Raw genomic sequence first — 17,315 nt, forward strand, 5'->3', positions numbered from 1 at the left:
CACCCGATGATCGGTAAATCGTCGCGCCAGCCGAGATCAGCATAGCGCTCGCTGCTATTGTGTCGACTCCGATACACAGCCGACATGTCGCCAACACGCGCCCGCGCTAGCCTCGCCAGCCGCAACACGTCCTTACATCAGCACTTCCCGCCTCACCGCCGGACGCCTATGCTGAAACCACCACCTCGCAGCCCATCTTTGTGGTTGGCGGCCTACTGGCAGATGAACAGCCCCATGCACAACACCCAAATCACCATGACGGATGAGCAGAAAGACGACAAGCGCTGGAGCATTCGTGCACTGATCGTCGACGATGACGTGCCGATCCGCGAATTGATGATCGACTACCTCGCGCGTTTCAACATCCACGCGAGCGGCGTCACCGATGGCACATCGATGCGCCAGGCCTTGCAAGCCGAGCATTTCGATGTGGTGGTGCTGGACCTGATGCTGCCCGGCGAGGACGGCTTGTCGCTGTGCCGCTGGCTGCGCGCCGAATCGGACATTCCGATCCTGATGCTCACCGCACGCTGCGAACCCACCGACCGCATCATCGGCCTCGAACTCGGCGCCGACGACTACATGGCCAAACCGTTCGAACCGCGCGAACTGGTCGCGCGGATCCAGACCATCCTGCGCCGCGTGCGCGATGATCGCACCGAGCAGCGGGCGAACATCCGCTTCGACAACTGGCGCCTGAACAGCGTCCTGCGCCAACTGGTCGCCGACGATGGCCTGGTGGTGCCGCTGTCCAACGCCGAATTTCGCCTGCTCTGGGTGTTTATCGAACGTCCGCGCCGGGTACTCAGCCGCGAACAATTGCTCGACGCTGCTCGCGGTCGCTCGATCGAAGCGTTCGATCGCAGCATCGACTTGCTGGTCTCGCGCCTGCGACAGAAACTCGGCGACGATCCAAAAGCCCCGCAGTTGATCAAAACCGTGCGCGGTGAAGGTTACCTGTTCGACGCCCGAGACATCGGCTGATGCGAGCGCGCTTCGACACGCTGTTCGGCCGTCTGTTTGGCGTGCTGTTCTTGGCGATCGTCCTGGCGCACTTGCTCGCTTTTACCTGGTTCCGCCTCTACGGCCCACCCCCGCCTCCGCCGCCACCGGAATTTTCCCAGAACATCGAAGGCCAACAGCCGCCACACGATCCGCGCTACCCGCCACGCCCACCGCGCCCCTGGTTCGGCGGCCCGATCGTGCCGCTGACTTTTCAGTTCATCACCTTGATGATCGCCGCCTGGTACGGCGCCAAGTTGCTCAGTCGACCGATCCAGCGCCTGAGCGACGCCGCTGAACGTCTCAGCGAAGACCTCGACAGCCCCCCGCTGGACGAGTCCGGCCCACGCGAGGCGCGGCAAGCGGCGCACACCTTCAACCTGATGCAGCGGCGCATTCGTGAACAGGTCCAGCAGCGCGCGCGCATGCTCGGCGCGGTGTCCCATGACCTGCGCACACCGTTGTCACGCCTGAAACTGCGCCTGGAAAACATCAGCGACGACAAGCTGCAAAGCCAGATGCGCCAGGACCTGAACGACATGATCGCCATGCTCGACGCCACTCTCACCTACCTGCACGAGCAACGCACCAGCGAAGCCTTGCAACTGATGGACGTGCAGGCGCTGGTCGAATCATTGTGCGAAAACGCTCAGGACCAAGGCGCAGACGTACACGTGAGCGGCCACTGCGCACCGCTGCCGGTGCAACCGATGGCGCTGCGCTCCTGCCTCAACAACCTGATGGATAACGCCCTGCGTTACGCCGGGCAGGCGCGCATCGAATTGCACGATCAGCGCGAGCAACTGCTGATCCGCGTGATCGACCATGGGCCGGGGATTGCCGAGGACAAACGTGAAGCGGTGTTTGAACCGTTCTTTCGTCTGGAAGGATCGCGCAACCGCAATTCCGGTGGTGTCGGGCTGGGCATGACCATCGCCCGGGAAGCCGCGCAACGACTGGGCGGGCAATTGAACCTGGAAGAAACACCGGGCGGTGGTCTCACAGCGATCATTCGCCTGCCCCGCACCTGAAAACACCCACCCTGTAGGAGTGAGCCTGCTCGCGATAGCCGTACATCCGTCGATATTGATGTCGACTGACACGCCGTCATCGCGAGCAGGCTCACTCCTACAGGTTCAGTGGTGATCGTTCGATCTGTGTACCAGCCGGTACAAACTCAACATACCCACGACAACTTGCGCCTTGAGGCTGCATAAGCCGGTACGCCCACCGGTTTTCCAGTCCAAGGAGTGAGCCCGATGATCGGTAGCGTCAGCAACTACACGAGCTATACCAGCACCAACAGCACCGCCACGCAAAACGCCCGCAGCCAGCAACTGCAGAAAGACCTGTTCGCCAAACTCGACAGCAACGGCGACGGCGCGGTGGATCAGGACGAACTGAACAGCGCCCTGTCGCAAAAGTCCGACGACGGCCTGCTCGTCAACCTGAGCAAACAATTCGGCGACCTGGACAGCGACGGCAGCGGCAGCCTCAACGCCGAAGAAATGACGGCCATGGCGCCGCCACCACCGCCGCAAAACCAAGCCCCCAACACCGACCTGGCCGACGCCCTGATCAGCGCCCTCGACACTGACGGCGACGGTGCCATCAGCAACGATGAACTCAGCAGCGGCCTGACCAGCGCCGGTAGCACCGATGACAGTGCTGCGTTGCTCAAGGTTCTGGATAGCGACAGCAGCGGTGGCGTGAGCAGCGATGAGTTGAAAGCGGCTTTGCAGGCGGGGCGTGAACGTTCTGACGAAGAGCAGACCGCCAGTGCCCAGACCAGCTCTGAAGCGTTGAACCGCATGATTGCCAACTTGAGCAAGCAGTACTCGCTGGATAATGCGGCGCCAGTGGGCAAGTACCTCAACGTCGCTACGTAACCCGCCTACTGTAGGAGCTGTCGAGTGGAACGAGGCTGCGATCTTTTTTCTGTTTTTTTTGAATTTGCAGCAAGATCAAAAGATCGCGGCGTTTGGCGGTTTCTGCGTGGGGGGTGATGGGGATTTGGGGTTTGGGATTTGGGGCATATCCGTTGCTGCGGGTGTTGCCGCTGGCGGTTTCGCCCTTACGGCGAGTCACCTTTTCCAAACGCCGAAAAGGTAACCCAAAAGGCTTTGCCCCGGCGTACGGCACTTCGCTGAGGCTCAGTGTTCCCTCGCTACGGTGTCCATCCGGGGGCATCGCCTACGGTTTGCTTCGCTGCACCTCCTCTCGATGGATGCGGCTTCGCCGCACGGCGCTGCGCGCCTACCCCCTGATGAACACCTACGCTCGGCCTGCCGATGGGGCAAAAAATCAAGAGCCAGATCAAGAGCCAGATCAAGAGCCAAGGCCAGATCAAGAGCCCCTCACCCTAGCCCTCTCCCGGAGGGAGAGGGGACTGATCGAGGTGTTTGGCAGAGCTATGCCGACCTGGGATACCGAGTCGAACTCAGATTCTGAAAGCCTCACAAATCGGCTCCCTCTCCTCGGGGAGAGGGCTGGGGTGAGGGGTGAATCCAACACCGAACAAAAGCCGACCGCATGCTCTCCCACCACTCAACACAATGAGCGTTAGCTCGAGTGCAGCTCTTGATCTCAGAGCCCGTCGGCAGGCTGAGTGGAGGGATTGATCCGGGGTTGGGAGCGCAGCGACCGTTCGACGAAGTCGAACACATCGAGAGGAGGTGCAGCGAAGCAAACCGGAGGCGATGCCCCCGGATCAATTCCGCAGCGAAGGAACCCGAGCCACAGCGAGGGCCGTACGTCAGGGTAAAGCCTTTTTGGTTATTTTTTCGCTGGGCCGGCACCCCGGCGTCTGGAAAAAGTGACCCGCCGTAAGGGCGGAACCCTAATCAGCCATCACCACAAAAACGGATATACACACCTCAAAGCGCCCCTAAACCCGAGCCTGACTCTTACTCCAGTCCGTCAACAAACTATAAGCCACCGCCAAAAGCGTAGGCCCGATAAACAACCCGATAAACCCAAACGCAATCAACCCGCCAAACACCCCAAGCAACACAATCACCAACGGCAAATTCCCGCCTCGGCTGATCAGATAAGGTTTCAACACGTTATCCACGCCACTGATGATCAACGCGCCCCAGATCCCCAAAAACACCGCCATCCCATACTCGCCCTTCCAGGCCAGCCAAGCCGTGGCCGGCACCCAAACCAACGGTGGCCCCATCGGAATCAGACTCAGCAGAAACGTCACGATCCCCAGCACCAGCGCACCCGGCACCCCGGCAATCAGGAACCCGATCAACGCCAGGACCGCCTGCGCCGCTGCCGTGCCGATCACCCCGTTGACCACCCGCTGCACCGTCCCGGCAACCAGTTCGATGTAGTACCCGGCGCGATCACCGATCAAACGCTCCAGCAAACCGTGCACGAACGCCGCCAGACGCGGCCCGTCGCGATAGAAAAAGAACACAAAGACAATGCTCAGCGTCAGCTCGAGAATCCCGCCGCCGATCTGCGCACTGCGCGCCAGCAACCAGTTGCCGACCTGCCCCAGATAAGGCTTGATCGATACCATCAACGCAGCGCCCTGCTGATCGATGCTGTCCCAAATGCCGACCAGCCGTTCGCCCACAAGCGGCACACTGGCGAGCCAGGTCGGCGCCTCCGGCAACCCATCTACCTGCACATCCTTGATGAACGCCGTCGCGTCACGCACATGATCGGCGAGGTTGAAGCCCAGCCAGACCAGCGGCGCCGCCACCAGTAACATCCAGCCCAGGGTCAGAATCGCCGCCGCGAGTGATTCGCGGCCATTGAGTAGCCGGGTCAAAAGACGCATCAGCGGCCAACTGGCAAACGCCAGTACTGCGCCCCAGAACAGCGCCGACCAGAACGGCGCCATCACCCACAGGCTGGCGCCAAACAACACCAGCAGCAGGATCTGCACCAGCAGTCGATCGTTATTGAGCATGTAAGGTCTCGAAAAAGTCAGTCAGGCAAAGAGTAGGCGAACATGCTGCGCGTGCCCGCCCGATGCAGCTTATCGCAACAGATCAATGCGCAAACCTGTGCCATCGACCTTGCCGGTTTCCATCCGCGACGCGCGCACGCCCTGATTGATCAATGCCTGGCGCCAGGCCTCGGCTTTGGGCCCCGACACTGTCACCCGCTGCGTGGTATCGAGATTCAGTCCACGAGAAATCAGGCGCAACCAGGTGTCATCCGGGTCATTCACGAGTTTGGGGAAATCCAGTTCACCCGTGCTCTTGAGCTGGCGCAGCAGGGTCGCCGACGTCGGCAGCAACTCGCCCAGCGGCGCAGCCGCTTCGAACTGTTCGACATGCAGATAGGCTTTGCGATTGCCCCGCGTGATGCTGTAGAGCGCCACCAGCGTGTTGTCCCGCGGTGCGGCCAGCCTCAGCAACAAATACGCCTGTTGTTCGTCGGCACCGTACAGTTTGGCATTGCCGAACACCTCGTTGGCCCACAGGCTGCTTTCGCCGCAGTCGCGGGCCTGGCACCAGAACAGCAACTCGGCGTCCTGCTTTTGCAGGGCTTCGCGGGCGGCGGTGAAGGCTTCGGTGGCGGCGTGTTCGGGTGGCAACTCGTAAGTGACCGAGGTGGTCTGGCCACGGGCAGTGACCTGGCCGTCAAAGCGCAACTGGCCGCTGATCTTGCGGATCGAGCCCAAGGGGTAAATCCGCTCCTGCTCTGCCGGAGCGCGATAGTCGACGATTTGCGCGTCGGCCAGTCGCGGCACGATCTGCAGATCCTGACTGCCCGGCACATCGGCGGCGAACGAAATGGAACTGAAATAGCACAGCGCCAACAGACTGAGTGACCGCATAGTCAGGCTCATCGGATCGGCATGGCTTGGCGGATCGGGGTCGTAGCGGTATAGAAATCCATCGTGGTTGTCTCCCATTTCAACCCGCCCAGCCTCGACAGTTGCCCGGTGCAAGTCAAGGAATGGCGAAGAACCGATTGAAACAGTCTGCGACAAGATCCGCACCGGCCTCGTCGTTCAGGTGCAAATGGTGCCCGCCGGGCAGCTGTTCCCGGCTAAAGGGTAGACGCTCCAGCAGCTCAGGATGCTTGGCCAGCATGCCGTCCGCCGCGACCACCAATTGCGCCGGGCAACCGATGCGCTGGACGAAGGCCATCGCCTGCTCCTGAGTCAGGCGCAGTGGCGATGGCAGGGTCAGGCGATTGTCGGTGCGCCAGGTGTAACCGCCGGGTACCGGCATCAAGCCGCGCTGGGCCAGCAACTCTGCGGCCTCCCGACTGACCGCGACCAGGCCTTTCATCCGCGCCTCGATGGCACGGTCGAGGGTGTTGTAGACCGGTTTGCGCTTGTCGCGCAGATCCAGTTGCGCTTGCAGGGCCATGCCCATGCGCTCGGCAGCGTTTTCGCCCTTGTCTGTAGGAGGAATCACCCCATCGATCAACGCCAAATGAGTGATCCGATCCGGCAACGATCCCGCCAGCACCATGGAAACAATCGCGCCCATGGAATGCCCGAGCAGGCCGAAACGCTTCCAGCCCAGTTGCTCGGCGACTTGCAGTACGTCATGGGCGTAGTCCCACAGCGCATACCCGGCGCCGTGCGGCCGATGCCCGGAATGCCCGTGTCCAGCCATGTCCAGCGCGATAATGCGCAGGCCTTTGAGCTTCGGCGCGAGACGGGCAAAGCTGTTGGCGTTGTCGAGCCAGCCATGCAAGGCAATCACCGGCACACCGTCTTCGGGGCCGAACAAATGCGCTGCCAACTCGATATGCGGCAGGCTCAGGCGCACTTCTTCGAAGGTCGGGGTCATGCGCAATCCTTGTCCAGGCGGTTTTCCCAGCGCGTAAACAGATTCTTCAACAGCCGTGCGGTGTCTTGCGGACGCTCCAGGGGAAACATATGGCCACCGGGCATGCTCAGCGCTTCACCTTGGGCAAGACGCGAAACGAAGCGCGTGTGATGACGCATGACCACACGGCTGGTGTGCCCACGCACCACCGCCAGCGGCACTTGCAACTGGCGGGTGCGGCCGGGGCTGGTGTGCGGCACGCCGCGATAAATGCTGATTTCGGTGGCCGGGTCGAAGCGCAGGCGCAGTTTGTCGCCCACCTGGTGCAAGCCATGCTGCAGGTAGGCATCGAAGCATTCCGGGTCGAACCCGCGAAACAGGCTCTTGCCGGCGAAATAGCTGCGGGCGCTGGCGAGGTCGGTAAATTCTTCACGTCGACCAAGGGTGCGGCCGGCCGGGGTCAGTCTGTCGATGAAGCCGAAGCGCTTGGCGGCGCGGATCACCCATTGGTCGGTGCGGGTCAGCACCGGCGAATCGAGCATCACCACACCGCGATACAACTCAGGGCAACGCAACGCCGCATGCAGGTGCAGCACACCGCCAAAGGAGTGGCCGACGCCCCACACTGGCTGGTCTTGCTGCTGCAAATGGTGGATCAATTCGTCGACAAGGTTGTACCAGTTGTCATCTGCCGGGAAACGCGGGTCATGAGCATGCTGCTCCAGATGCGCGACCCGATACTCGGGCGCCAGCGCCGCGAACAACTTGCCGTAGGTGCCCGAAGGAAACCCGTTGGCGTGGGCGAAAAAGATAGGTTGCGACATGCTGGCAAATCCATGAGCGGGAAACGTGGCGTTGATTGTCCGCAAGACCGGAGGCTACAGCAATGACCGTAACTGCCAGGAATGATGACAGCGTCGTTTCATCGATGAAAACAATCCGAAAATATCGTCGAAAAACAGCCCTTACCTGTTAGTTCTGACAGTTGACGAGCGTCCGGCAAAGGCGGATGAATGCTGACAGTTCACAGCGTTCTCGGGGGCGCCACCATGCATGCCAAAACGCCAACAGTTTCTGTACGGGATCCTCGCGGACTCGACATCGCCTCGGTGTCCTACTGCCGCGAAGTCCCCGGCGCCGAGGCGCAACCGCGGATTTACCGACAAACCTATGATGCCGCAGGTCGCCCGACGGTCAGCCTTGATCCCCGCCTGCACGAACTGTTGAAGACTGAACCAGACGCCCGACCCAACCTGCAAACCATCCACGGACTGACGGGTGTCGCTCTGCGCAGCGACAGCGTGGATGCGGGCAGTCGTCTGATATTGCCAGGGTTAGCCAAAGAGACGGTTGTCGGCTGGGACAGCCTGTTGACTGAGGTCCGAATCGAATATGACCTCATGTTGCGCCCGGTCAAAAGGATCGAACTGGCTCATGGCGGGCCGGCAAGAAACAGTGCGTTTTACACGTACGGCGACAACGCCGCGCCGTTCGCCTCGCACAATCAATGCGGCAGAGTGGTTCGTATTGACGACAGTGCTGGCTCAATATTTTTTTCAAGCTACGCACTGACGGGCGGCGTCGCTTCCCAGACCCGATACTTTCTTGAAACTCTGGATGAGCCGCACTGGCCGGTTGCCGAGGCCGAGAGAGACCTGCTCCACGAACCCGGCAGCGGAGCCATAACGCGCACAGCCTTCAACGCCATAGGCAACACGCTCTGCGTGGAAGATGCGAAAGGTAATGTGCAGTTTTCCGATCTGAATGTCGCAGGTCAGCTCAGTAGTGTTCGACTGCAACAGGCCGGGGATTCGAATGCTGCACCGCTATTGCACGGCATTCAGTACAGCGCCGGTAATCAGATCCTGCGACAGACTGCCGGCAATGGCGTGATCAGCGAAAACCTGTACGACACGCGGGACGGCCGGCTTCTGGAAATCCGCGCGGGCCTGCCCGGTCAGCCGCCACTGCAACGTCTGCTGTACCAATACGATCAGGTGGGCAATATTCTCCGGATCGAGGACACGGCTCAGCGCACTTATTATTTTCGCAACCAGAGGATCGAACCCGTCAGCGAGTTTACCTACAACAGTCTTTATCAGTTGATCGAGGCTACCGGTCGCCAGCGAATCAACACCCGCAACGGCCCGCATGAACCGGTATTCACCTCCCCCTCCGATCCCGGACAACTGGAAAATTACCGACAGACATACACCTATGATGCTGGCGGCAACCTGACCCTACTGATTCATGGCGCAGCCAGCCAGGGCTGGACCCAGCGCATGGCGATTTCCAGGTACAGCAATCGGGGCCTGACACAAAAGGATGATGGCAGCCTGCCCGACGAGAGTGAAATCGCCGCCGGTTTCGATGCCTGCGGCAAACAGCATCAACTGCTTGCCGGCCAGAACCTGAGCTGGAGCCTCGACCAGCGGCTGCGCCAGGTTGACCAGGTCGTGCGCAAGGAGGCGGCGAACGATTTTGAACGCTACATCTACGATGTCGCCGGGCAACGCCAACGCAAAATTCGCCTGGTCCACAACGGCGTCACCATGCGAACCCACGAAACCCGATACTTGCCGGGACTGGAAATCCGCACGACACCGCAAGAAACGCTGGAGGTGATCTGCGTACAGGCTGGGCGCTGCTCCGTGCAGGTACTCCACTGGACTCACGGCGGCCCCGGTGCCGACCAGTTTCACTACAGCCTCAGCAATCATCTGGGCTCCAGCCAGCTGACGCTCGACAAAGACGCCGCACTGATCAGCGAGGAAGAGTATTTCCCTTATGGCGGCACGTCATGGTGGGCCGGTCAGGACAAAGTGCAGGCCAGCTACAAGACGCGGCGTTACTCAGGACAAGAGCGCGACGCTACCGGCCTGTATTACTACGGCCAACGCTATTACGCCCACTGGTGGATGCGCTGGCTCAGCCCGGACCCGGCAGGCATTGGCGATGGCCTGAACCTGTTTGCGATGGTGCGCGGCAATCCGGTCAGATTCGTCGACCTGCAAGGCCTCGCCGGTTCTGACACGGTCAAGGCGGCTGCAGCAACCGCGGGCCGAGAACTGCCCAGCGCCCTGCTTGCCGCCGGTGCGCAATATACCGTCACCGGAACGCTCTCTCCCCTTGGCGCGGGAGTAACTATTGCCGGTGCAATCGCGGGCGGCATCACCGGAGCGATCAGTGGGTACGCCAGCACTAACTGGGCACAGTCGCGCTTGTCTTTCGATGATCCCGGCAGCATGGCACCTTTTTTAGCTAAAGTCGGCGGAACTGTTCTTGGCGCAGCACTGGGGGCAGCCCCCTCTTTGCTCGGCGCTCTCGACCCATTAGGCAATACCGCTGCAGCCGCGCAAATCGGCAGCGCATTCGGGACTGTGTTTCGCGAACTGTCTTCACAATTTCTCGCCAACGCCGGCCCGAGCAATCCCTCCGTCGGCCGTGCCGACTTCAGCACCGGGGCCGCTAGCATGGGCGCCGTGGGTGCTGCGGGTGGCGCCTTGGGCTATGCTGGCTCGCTGTTGTTTGGCGCCGAGCCTGCGGGACAAGCCTTGCAATCAACCTTGGTCGCCGCCGCGGCGACGGCCGTCGGCGCAGCTGGAGCCTCCGCGGCAAGGGGCCTTTTGGGAACGCCCACCAAACCCTCGAAAGGCAGCGGGCCGACACTCGACAAGGCCAAAGCCGTCGTCGGGTACAGCAGCCGGCATTTCTTTTCCTCACTGGGTCAACTGGCCAACCTGGCGGTCGCACAAATACCGGGTTTTGACAAATTGGACGCCAATGCTCAGGCAGCAGTCAGTCGAGCGGTCGCCAATGGGATTGGCGACTTGCGCTCGACATTTGTCACCACCGCAACTCCCGGCTTGAGCGCAGATCTGGGCCAGACCCGTTGGGATGTGGAAAGTAACACTGTCGGCAGCGGCATCGAACTGGAGGAGGTGCCGATGTCCAGCAATCAGGCCTACGACCCCGCCGCCACAGAGGTGTTTTACATCGTCAGCGAAACGGCGCCCGGTCAACGCAAATACTCGCGATCAAATCTGCACTTTTAGACGACACCTGTGACGACTCAATCGCATGATCCTCATCGAGCCGGCGGTTGTTGCCCCAGTGGCACAACCGCCATGGTCAACCGCGAGACACAACTGGCCTTGCCTTCATCGCTGGTCAGGCGGATATCCCAGACATGCGTGGTGCGGCCGATGTGAATCGGCTTGGCCACCGCTGTCACCCGGCCACTGCGCAGGCCGCGCAAATGGTTGGCGTTGATCTCAAGCCCCACGCAATAAAACTTGCTGGCATCGATGCACAGATAACTGGCCATCGAGCCGACGGTTTCCGCCAGCACCACCGAAGCGCCGCCGTGCAGCAAGCCATAAGGCTGATGAGTGCGGTGGTCGATGACCATGCTCGCGGTCAGCGACTCCTCGTCGAACGCTTCGAAACGGATGTCGAGCACTTCGCCGATGGTGTTTTTCTGGATCGCGTTCAACTGCTCGATGTTGGGAGTGGTACGCCACAAGCTCATCGCAGACTTCCTTTGTTGTTTTAGTCGTCGCTCAATCCTGCCACAGCACCGCCTCGCTGCGCGCGCTCCATTCTTCGAAGCGGGCGCCGTAGGTGTCTTCTATGACGTTGCGTTTGATTTTAAGGGTCGGCGTAAGGAAGCCGTTTTCCACCGCCCAGCTGTCCTTGACCACCACCAGCCGGCGCAGACGCTCGTGCTTGTCGAGCACGGCGTTGACCTCCTCCAGCAGTTTTTCCAGGCTCGAATGCAGGCTCGCGCGAGGCTCTTCCTGATTGACGGTCGAAAGCACACACAACCCCAGCGGCGCGCTCAAACCATCACCGACCACACACACCTGTTCGATGCGCGAGTGCACGGCCAAACGGTTTTCGATCGGCGCCGGGGCGACGTATTTGCCTTTGCTGGTCTTGAAGATTTCCTTCAGTCGCCCGGTCAGGCGCAAGCGCCCTTCGGCATCCTGTTCGCCCTTGTCGCCGGTGCGCAGATAGCCGTCTGCTGTGAGGGTCTCGGCGGTTTTTTGTGGTTCCTTGAAGTAACCGAGCATGTTCGCCTGACTGCGCACCTGCACCTCGCCGGATTCATCGATGCGCACCTCGACATCCGGGCACGGTTTGCCGATCCAGCCCTGTTTGTATTCGCCGGGCAAACAGATGTGCGAGTAACCGCAACCCTCGGTCATGCCGTAGACCTCCAGCACATCGAGGCCGAGTTTCTGATACCAGGCGAGCAATGTCTGCGGCACTGGTGCTGCACCGGAAAGCGCCACGCGCAAGGCGTCCAGCCCCAGGCCCGCCAGCACTTTATGCCCCACACGCTTGCCGATGAAGGGCAGACCGAGCAGCAAATCAAGACGCTTCGCCGGGATCTTGCTGTAGACGCCCATCTGGAATTTGGTCCAGATCCGCGGCACCCCGAACATCGCCGTCGGCCGCGCCCGCTTGAGATCGGTGATGAAGGTGTCGAGGCTTTCGGCAAAGAACACTGTCTGCCCGGTATAGATCGAGGCCATTTCAACGAACATACGCTCGGCAACATGGCACAACGGCAGGTACGACAGCAGCCGATCGCTCTCGTTGAGCCCGAAGAGCTGCGTGCCCCGGCTGGTGGCAAATCCCAGATTGGCAAAACTGTGCATCACGCCTTTGGGCAGGCCAGTGGTGCCGGAGGTGTAGATGATGGTCGCCAGTTGCTCGGCGGCGGGACGCGGATCGTCCTGGATCGGCGAGCTGCTTTGCAAATCGGCCCAGCTGAAATCGAAATCGCCGGGCGGATGCAGCGGCAGGCTGATGGTCGGCAAGCCCGCCGGCACGCCTGTCGACATGCTCGGCCAGTCATCAAGCTTGCCGATAAACGCCAGCACACTCTCCGAGTGTTTGAGCACTTGAGCGACGGAGTCGGCCGTCAGGTTGGGATACAGCGGCACTGACACGTGCCCGGCCATCCAGATGGCCAGATCGGCAATGATCCAGTGCGCGCAGTTTTTCGAGATCAGAGCGATATGGCTGCCTTGCGGCAACTCCCGTGCACGCAGCCAGTGTGCGGCGCAGCGGGCCTGATGGCCGACGTCGGCCCAGGTCAGCGTGTCGACCTGGCCACCACCAATGGGTTGCACAAGAAAACGCTGGCGCGGATGCCGGGCTTCACGTTCGTAAAACACGTCCAGCGGCAAACGGAATGCGGCAGACATGCGACTCGCTCCTGTTTTTTTAGGTCTGGAGCAAGCGTAGTCAACCAAGCAAGTGCTTGGTTGGAATTTTTACTAAAAGAAACAAGATCAAAAGATCGCAGCCTTCGGCAGCTCCTACATGAGAATGCGATCCCATGTAGGAGCTGCCGAAGGCTGCGATCTTTTGCTTTAAGGATGCTTGAGGCTGTTGAGGGTCATCGAGCCGATCAGCAGTTCAGCACTCTCCAGCTCGGCCAACCCCGCCGTGCTGACTTTCTCCGGCGGATACCCGGCGCCATGCTGCAGATAGCTGAGCAAATTGCCCACCAGCGGGTTGTGACTGACCAGCAGCACATTGCTCACCGAAACCAGCTGATCGGTGACCTTGTCCGGATCGACCTCCGGCGTCAGCCACTCGACCGTGCGGATCTCGGGCTCGAAGCCCAGCGCCTCGCGGACAATCTGCGCGGTCTGTTGCGCGCGCAGGTAGGGGCTGGCGTAGATCGCCGTCAGCGGCTGACCGATCAATCGGGCCGCGCTGCTCAAGGCTTCCTTGCGACCGTGCTCGGTCAGTTCCCGTTCGGAGTCGGGGCACGAGCCATAAGGCACGGCCTCACCGTGACGCAATACCCAGAGTTTCATAGCTTGGGTTCCTCATCGCGAACCGGATGCGGTGCTGGCGGCACGGCATGTGGCGCCTCGCCTTCCGGCGTACGCGGCGCTGGCCAGTCGGCAAACGGCCAAGGCTTCTGGTCGCTGTGAAAACTGCCGAAGCGGCCGATCTGCGCCAGAAACTGGCTCAGACTGTCGCCGAAGTTCATCAGGCTGGCGCTCGGTGCGCCATAGATCAAACGATAGATCAGTTGCACCAGCACCACCGCGCCGAGAATAAACTGCGCCACTTGCCAGACCAGCAGGTAGACGATCATCCACAACACCCGCAGGAGGATGGATTCGTACCTGGCTTCGGATTTTGATTCGTTCATGTTCAGCTCCCCTACCCGTGAATAACAGCAGTCAGTTGAAACCACTGGTGGAAATAAAGTCGACGTCGGTTTTCGGCTCGGCGCGCATCAACAGCTCGATGACCTGTTCCAGCGTGCGCCCCTCGAACAGGATCGCGTGCAAGCCGGCGACCAGCGGCATGTAGACGCCGACTTCCTGGGACTTGGCTTTCAGCACTTTCAGGGTATTGACCCCTTCGGCGACTTCACCGAGGCGCGACACCGCTTCCTCAAGGCTCAGGCCCTGACCGAGGGCGAATCCGACCTGATAGTTGCGGCTTTTCGGCGACGAGCACGTGACGATCAGATCGCCAACACCCGCCAGGCCGAGGAAGGTCATGGGGTTGGCGCCCTGATTCACCGCAAACCGGGTCATCTCGGCCAATGCGCGGGTGATCAGCATGCTCTTGGTGTTCTCGCCCATTTCCAGGGCCACCGCCATGCCGGCGATGATCGCGTAAACGTTCTTCAACGCCCCGCCCAGTTCGACACCGAAACGGTCGGCGCTGGCGTAAACACGAAATGTGCGGCCATGCAGCGCGGCTTGCACCTGTTTGCACAGTTCTTCGTCTTCACTGGCGACCACCGTTGCCGTCAGCGCGTGCTCGGCAATTTCCCGCGCAAGATTGGGCCCGGACAACACGCCGATGCGCGCCTGCGGGGCGATCTCTTCGAGGATCTGGCTCATCAGCTTGAAGGTGTGGGCTTCGATGCCTTTGGTCAGGCTGACCAGCATCTTGCCGCTCAGACGCTCGGCGTGCGCGGCGAGCACTGCGCGCAGTGCGCTGGACGGCAGCGCGACAAAGCACAAGTCGCAGGCGTCGAGGGTGTGCTGCAAGTCGGTGACCGCAGTCACGCCCGGCAGAATCTTGATGCCTTTGAGGTAACGCGGGTTTTCGCGGTTGACCCGGATGGCCTCGGCCTGCTCGGGGTCACGCATCCACTGCAAGACTTGATGGCCGTTCTCGGCCAAAAGGTTGGCCACGGCGGTACCAAAACTTCCGCCTCCCAGGACCGCAATCGGGCGCTGCTCAGTCATATGCAATCCGTTAATCCATACCAGTGGCGATGCCGGCATTATACGGGGCGACCCGGTCGCGGCCAGCCCCTGCGTCAATTACCGACACTTGTAGGAAGAAGACCAATAAAACCTAGGAAAATGCCTGCAACGTGATTAGAAAAGTCGCTGTCCTCGGTTAACATGCGCGCCAATTCTTCGTTCGATAGGCCGCGTCGTGTTTTTCGCTCCTCCCCCACCGCGTTCCTCCCTGCTGCTGGCGCTGTTGTTCAGCCCGGTATTGCTGGCGGACGACCTGTTCATGGACAGCCAGGCGCTGCCGCAGGTACTGACAGCCACTCGGCTGAAACAGACGCCGGCGGAAGTGCCGGGGAGCATGACCGTGCTCGACAGCGAATTGATCAGCGCCAGCGGCGCCCGCGACATCAGCGAACTGCTGCGGCTGGTGCCGGGCATGATGGTCGGCAACATCAGCGGCAATCAGGCGGCGGTCAATTACCACGGCACCAACGCCACCGAAGCGCGGCGCATGCAGGTATTGATCGACGGCCGTTCGGTGTACCGCGCAGGTCTGGCCACGGTGGACTGGAGCGATATTCCGGTGGCCATGGAGGACATCGAGCGCATCGAAGTCTTTCGCGGCCCGAACACTGTCAGCTACGGCGCCAACGCGCTGATGGCGGTGGTCAACATCATCACCCGCAATCCGGCAGACAGCCACGGCACACGGCTGAAAATCACCCGAGGCCAGCGCGGCATCAACGATTTTTATGCCAGCCAGGGCACCGGATGGAATGGCGGTGATCTGCGTCTGTCGCTGTCCGGCCAGGAGGATGACGGTTTCGACAGCGATCGCACGGGCGCCGATTACCGTGACAGCCGCCGCTTGAACCGCTTCAGCCTTGCGGTCAGCCACACGCTGACTGACAACCAGAGCCTCGACTGGCAGGTCAATGCGAAGGACGGCAGCAATCAACGGCCTTATACCTACCGCCCGGTGTTCTCGGGGATTACTGACAGCGGCAACAATTCCGACGTGGTGGCCAAGGACTATGCCGGTTCAGTGCGCTGGAATCTCGACATCAATCCCGAGCACAGTCTTTATATACAAGGCTCGGCGCAGCACTGGGATCGTCAGCAGGTGTGGCGCGCCTGTGATGCAGAGGTGTCGTTCAGCCCGGAGCTGACACAGCTGTGGCAGCTCAACCCGAATTACACCGAACGTTTAGCGCGCAACATCACGCGCTTCACCGGTCCAGGCGCGGAACCTGGTACGCCGCGGGAAATGGCTCTGGCCAACCAAGTGCTCGATCAGTGGCGCAACGGCGCCAGTCAGACCCTGTGCGGCGACATCGACCAGAGCGCGCGCGAGTCGCGCTACGACCTCGAACTGCAAGACACCCTCAGTTTGTCCGACAGCCTGCGTCTGGTCAGCGGCCTGAACTATCGTTACGACCGCGCCAATTCCGAGACCTACTTCAACGGCACGCTGGACGACACTACGTGGCGGGCGTTCGGCCAATTGGAGTGGCGCGCCACTGAACACTGGCTGTTGCAGGGCGGCGCGATGTTCGAGGACACGCAACTGATCGGCAGTTCGCTGACCCCACGCTTCGCGATCAATTACCTGATCAACCCGCGTCACGGCCTGCGTGCGGTGTACTCGGAGGCGATCCGCTCGCCGGACATGTTCGAGAACAACGTCAACTGGAGCTATCAGGTCAGCAAACTGCGACCTTCGGCGTACGGCAAGTCTTCGGCGCGCTACTTCGTCAAGACCCGCGGCCCCGGCGATCTCGACCAGGAACACATGCGCTCGCGAGAGCTGGGGTACAACGGCTACTTCGCCGAATGGGGCCTGGCGGTCGACGTCAAACTGTTCTACGACGAGATCACCGGGATGATCAGCGAACCGCTGCGCAACAATCAGTACATCGCCAGCAACGCCAACAGCTCACGTTTTCGCGGCACCGAAACCCAACTCGACTGGCGCGTGAACACGGTCGACCGCTTGCGCTTCACTTACGCTTACGTCGACGCCGAGGCGAGCAATCCGCTGGATCAGCAATTTACCGCCAGTCACAGCGGTTCTGCCGGATGGCTGCGCGATTGGGGTCACGGCTGGAACAGCGCCCTCTTCTATTACGGCGACAACGCGCTCAACGGCTATCGCTTCGAGCGCGTCGACACGCGAATCGCCAAACGCATCACGCTGGGCAAGGCCCAACTGGAACTGGCCGGCGTGTTGCAGCAGCGCCTCGATCACGAGCCGACCACCTTCGTCGACAACAATTACGACGAACGCCGCGTGATGTACGTCAGCGCCGAGCTGGAGTTCTAG

14 protein-coding genes are annotated in these 17,315 nt (G+C 61.1%); 5 read left to right on the forward strand and 9 right to left on the reverse strand.

Annotated elements, in window-relative coordinates:
• The first annotated feature begins 234 nt into the window (after positions 1-234).
• The 3 genes from ACA061_RS19550 (at position 235) to xopAW (ending at position 2,891) form a co-directional block, all read left to right on the forward strand.
• Positions 235-984: a response regulator gene (locus ACA061_RS19550; protein ID WP_497299875.1), complete on the forward strand. Its 750-nt coding sequence runs from the start codon at positions 235-237 to the stop codon at positions 982-984.
• Positions 984-2,033 carry an ATP-binding protein gene (locus ACA061_RS19555; protein WP_210700359.1) on the forward strand — a complete coding sequence of 350 codons (1,050 nt, stop codon included), beginning with the start codon at positions 984-986 and terminating at the stop codon, positions 2,031-2,033. Before ACA061_RS19550 ends, ACA061_RS19555 begins: the two co-directional genes overlap by 1 nt.
• Before the next feature lie 228 nt (positions 2,034-2,261).
• Positions 2,262-2,891: a XopAW family type III secretion system calcium-binding effector gene (xopAW, locus tag ACA061_RS19560; protein ID WP_497299876.1), complete on the forward strand. Its 630-nt coding sequence runs from the start codon at positions 2,262-2,264 to the stop codon at positions 2,889-2,891.
• A gap of 998 nt (positions 2,892-3,889) precedes the next feature.
• Here the strand turns inward: xopAW and ACA061_RS19565 are convergent.
• The 4 genes from ACA061_RS19565 to ACA061_RS19580 all read right to left on the reverse strand — a co-directional run bounded on the left by ACA061_RS19565 (position 3,890) and on the right by ACA061_RS19580 (position 7,579).
• Positions 3,890-4,930: an AI-2E family transporter gene (locus ACA061_RS19565; RefSeq protein WP_150616043.1), complete on the reverse strand. Its 1,041-nt coding sequence runs from the start codon at positions 4,928-4,930 to the stop codon at positions 3,890-3,892.
• Between the two features lie 69 nt (positions 4,931-4,999).
• On the reverse strand, positions 5,000-5,806 hold the full coding sequence (locus ACA061_RS19570; protein WP_497301963.1) for a DUF4892 domain-containing protein: 807 nt from the start codon (positions 5,804-5,806) through the stop codon (positions 5,000-5,002).
• A 115-nt stretch (positions 5,807-5,921) separates the two neighbouring features.
• Positions 5,922-6,776, reverse strand: a complete 855-nt coding sequence (locus tag ACA061_RS19575; protein ID WP_210554049.1) for an alpha/beta hydrolase — start codon at positions 6,774-6,776, stop codon at positions 5,922-5,924.
• Complete coding sequence (locus ACA061_RS19580) at positions 6,773-7,579, reverse strand: alpha/beta fold hydrolase (protein ID WP_150604223.1); 807 nt, start codon at positions 7,577-7,579, stop codon at positions 6,773-6,775. Before ACA061_RS19580 ends, ACA061_RS19575 begins: the two co-directional genes overlap by 4 nt.
• Before the next feature lie 477 nt (positions 7,580-8,056).
• Here ACA061_RS19580 and ACA061_RS19585 point away from each other — a divergent pair, with 477 nt between their 5' ends.
• A complete protein-coding gene (locus ACA061_RS19585; RefSeq protein WP_497299877.1) occupies positions 8,057-10,810 on the forward strand; it encodes an RHS repeat-associated core domain-containing protein in 2,754 nt (917 codons plus the stop codon).
• A gap of 32 nt (positions 10,811-10,842) precedes the next feature.
• Here the strand turns inward: ACA061_RS19585 and ACA061_RS19590 are convergent, their stop codons facing one another.
• From ACA061_RS19590 to ACA061_RS19610, 5 genes are all read right to left on the reverse strand, one after another.
• Positions 10,843-11,286, reverse strand: coding sequence for a hotdog fold thioesterase (locus ACA061_RS19590; RefSeq protein WP_150616045.1), 444 nt, complete (start codon positions 11,284-11,286; stop codon positions 10,843-10,845).
• Between the two features lie 31 nt (positions 11,287-11,317).
• Positions 11,318-12,973 (reverse strand): AMP-binding protein, encoded by a 1,656-nt coding sequence (locus tag ACA061_RS19595; RefSeq protein WP_497299878.1) that lies wholly within the window; start codon positions 12,971-12,973, stop codon positions 11,318-11,320.
• 168 nt (positions 12,974-13,141) lie between these two features.
• Positions 13,142-13,594 carry a phosphohistidine phosphatase SixA gene (sixA, locus tag ACA061_RS19600; protein WP_150604226.1) on the reverse strand — a complete coding sequence of 151 codons (453 nt, stop codon included), beginning with the start codon at positions 13,592-13,594 and terminating at the stop codon, positions 13,142-13,144.
• Positions 13,591-13,938, reverse strand: a complete 348-nt coding sequence (locus ACA061_RS19605) for a DUF4389 domain-containing protein (protein ID WP_042560479.1) — start codon at positions 13,936-13,938, stop codon at positions 13,591-13,593. Before ACA061_RS19605 ends, sixA begins: the two co-directional genes overlap by 4 nt.
• A 31-nt stretch (positions 13,939-13,969) precedes the next feature.
• Positions 13,970-14,995, reverse strand: coding sequence for an NAD(P)H-dependent glycerol-3-phosphate dehydrogenase (locus ACA061_RS19610; RefSeq protein ID WP_150604228.1), 1,026 nt, complete (start codon positions 14,993-14,995; stop codon positions 13,970-13,972).
• A 196-nt stretch (positions 14,996-15,191) separates the two neighbouring features.
• Here ACA061_RS19610 and ACA061_RS19615 point away from each other — a divergent pair, with 196 nt between their 5' ends.
• On the forward strand, positions 15,192-17,315 hold the full coding sequence (locus ACA061_RS19615) for a TonB-dependent receptor plug domain-containing protein (protein ID WP_497299879.1): 2,124 nt from the start codon (positions 15,192-15,194) through the stop codon (positions 17,313-17,315).

The sequence above is a fragment of the Pseudomonas sp. LBUM1668 genome (assembly GCF_059695715.1).

Bases quoted from the DNA above. Each gene is read 5' to 3' on its own strand.
- ACA061_RS19550 (WP_497299875.1), top strand. From the start codon at position 235: ATGCACAACACCCAAATCACCATGACGGATGAGCAGAAAGACGACAAG.
- ACA061_RS19555 (WP_210700359.1), top strand. From the start codon at position 984: ATGCGAGCGCGCTTCGACACGCTGTTCGGCCGTCTGTTTGGCGTGCTG.
- xopAW (WP_497299876.1), top strand. From the start codon at position 2,262: ATGATCGGTAGCGTCAGCAACTACACGAGCTATACCAGCACCAACAGC.
- ACA061_RS19565 (WP_150616043.1), bottom strand. From the start codon at position 4,930: ATGCTCAATAACGATCGACTGCTGGTGCAGATCCTGCTGCTGGTGTTG.
- ACA061_RS19570 (WP_497301963.1), bottom strand. From the start codon at position 5,806: ATGCGGTCACTCAGTCTGTTGGCGCTGTGCTATTTCAGTTCCATTTCG.
- ACA061_RS19575 (WP_210554049.1), bottom strand. From the start codon at position 6,776: ATGACCCCGACCTTCGAAGAAGTGCGCCTGAGCCTGCCGCATATCGAG.
- ACA061_RS19580 (WP_150604223.1), bottom strand. From the start codon at position 7,579: ATGTCGCAACCTATCTTTTTCGCCCACGCCAACGGGTTTCCTTCGGGC.
- ACA061_RS19590 (WP_150616045.1), bottom strand. From the start codon at position 11,286: ATGAGCTTGTGGCGTACCACTCCCAACATCGAGCAGTTGAACGCGATC.
- ACA061_RS19595 (WP_497299878.1), bottom strand. From the start codon at position 12,973: ATGTCTGCCGCATTCCGTTTGCCGCTGGACGTGTTTTACGAACGTGAA.
- sixA (WP_150604226.1), bottom strand. From the start codon at position 13,594: ATGAAACTCTGGGTATTGCGTCACGGTGAGGCCGTGCCTTATGGCTCG.
- ACA061_RS19605 (WP_042560479.1), bottom strand. From the start codon at position 13,938: ATGAACGAATCAAAATCCGAAGCCAGGTACGAATCCATCCTCCTGCGG.
- ACA061_RS19610 (WP_150604228.1), bottom strand. From the start codon at position 14,995: ATGACTGAGCAGCGCCCGATTGCGGTCCTGGGAGGCGGAAGTTTTGGT.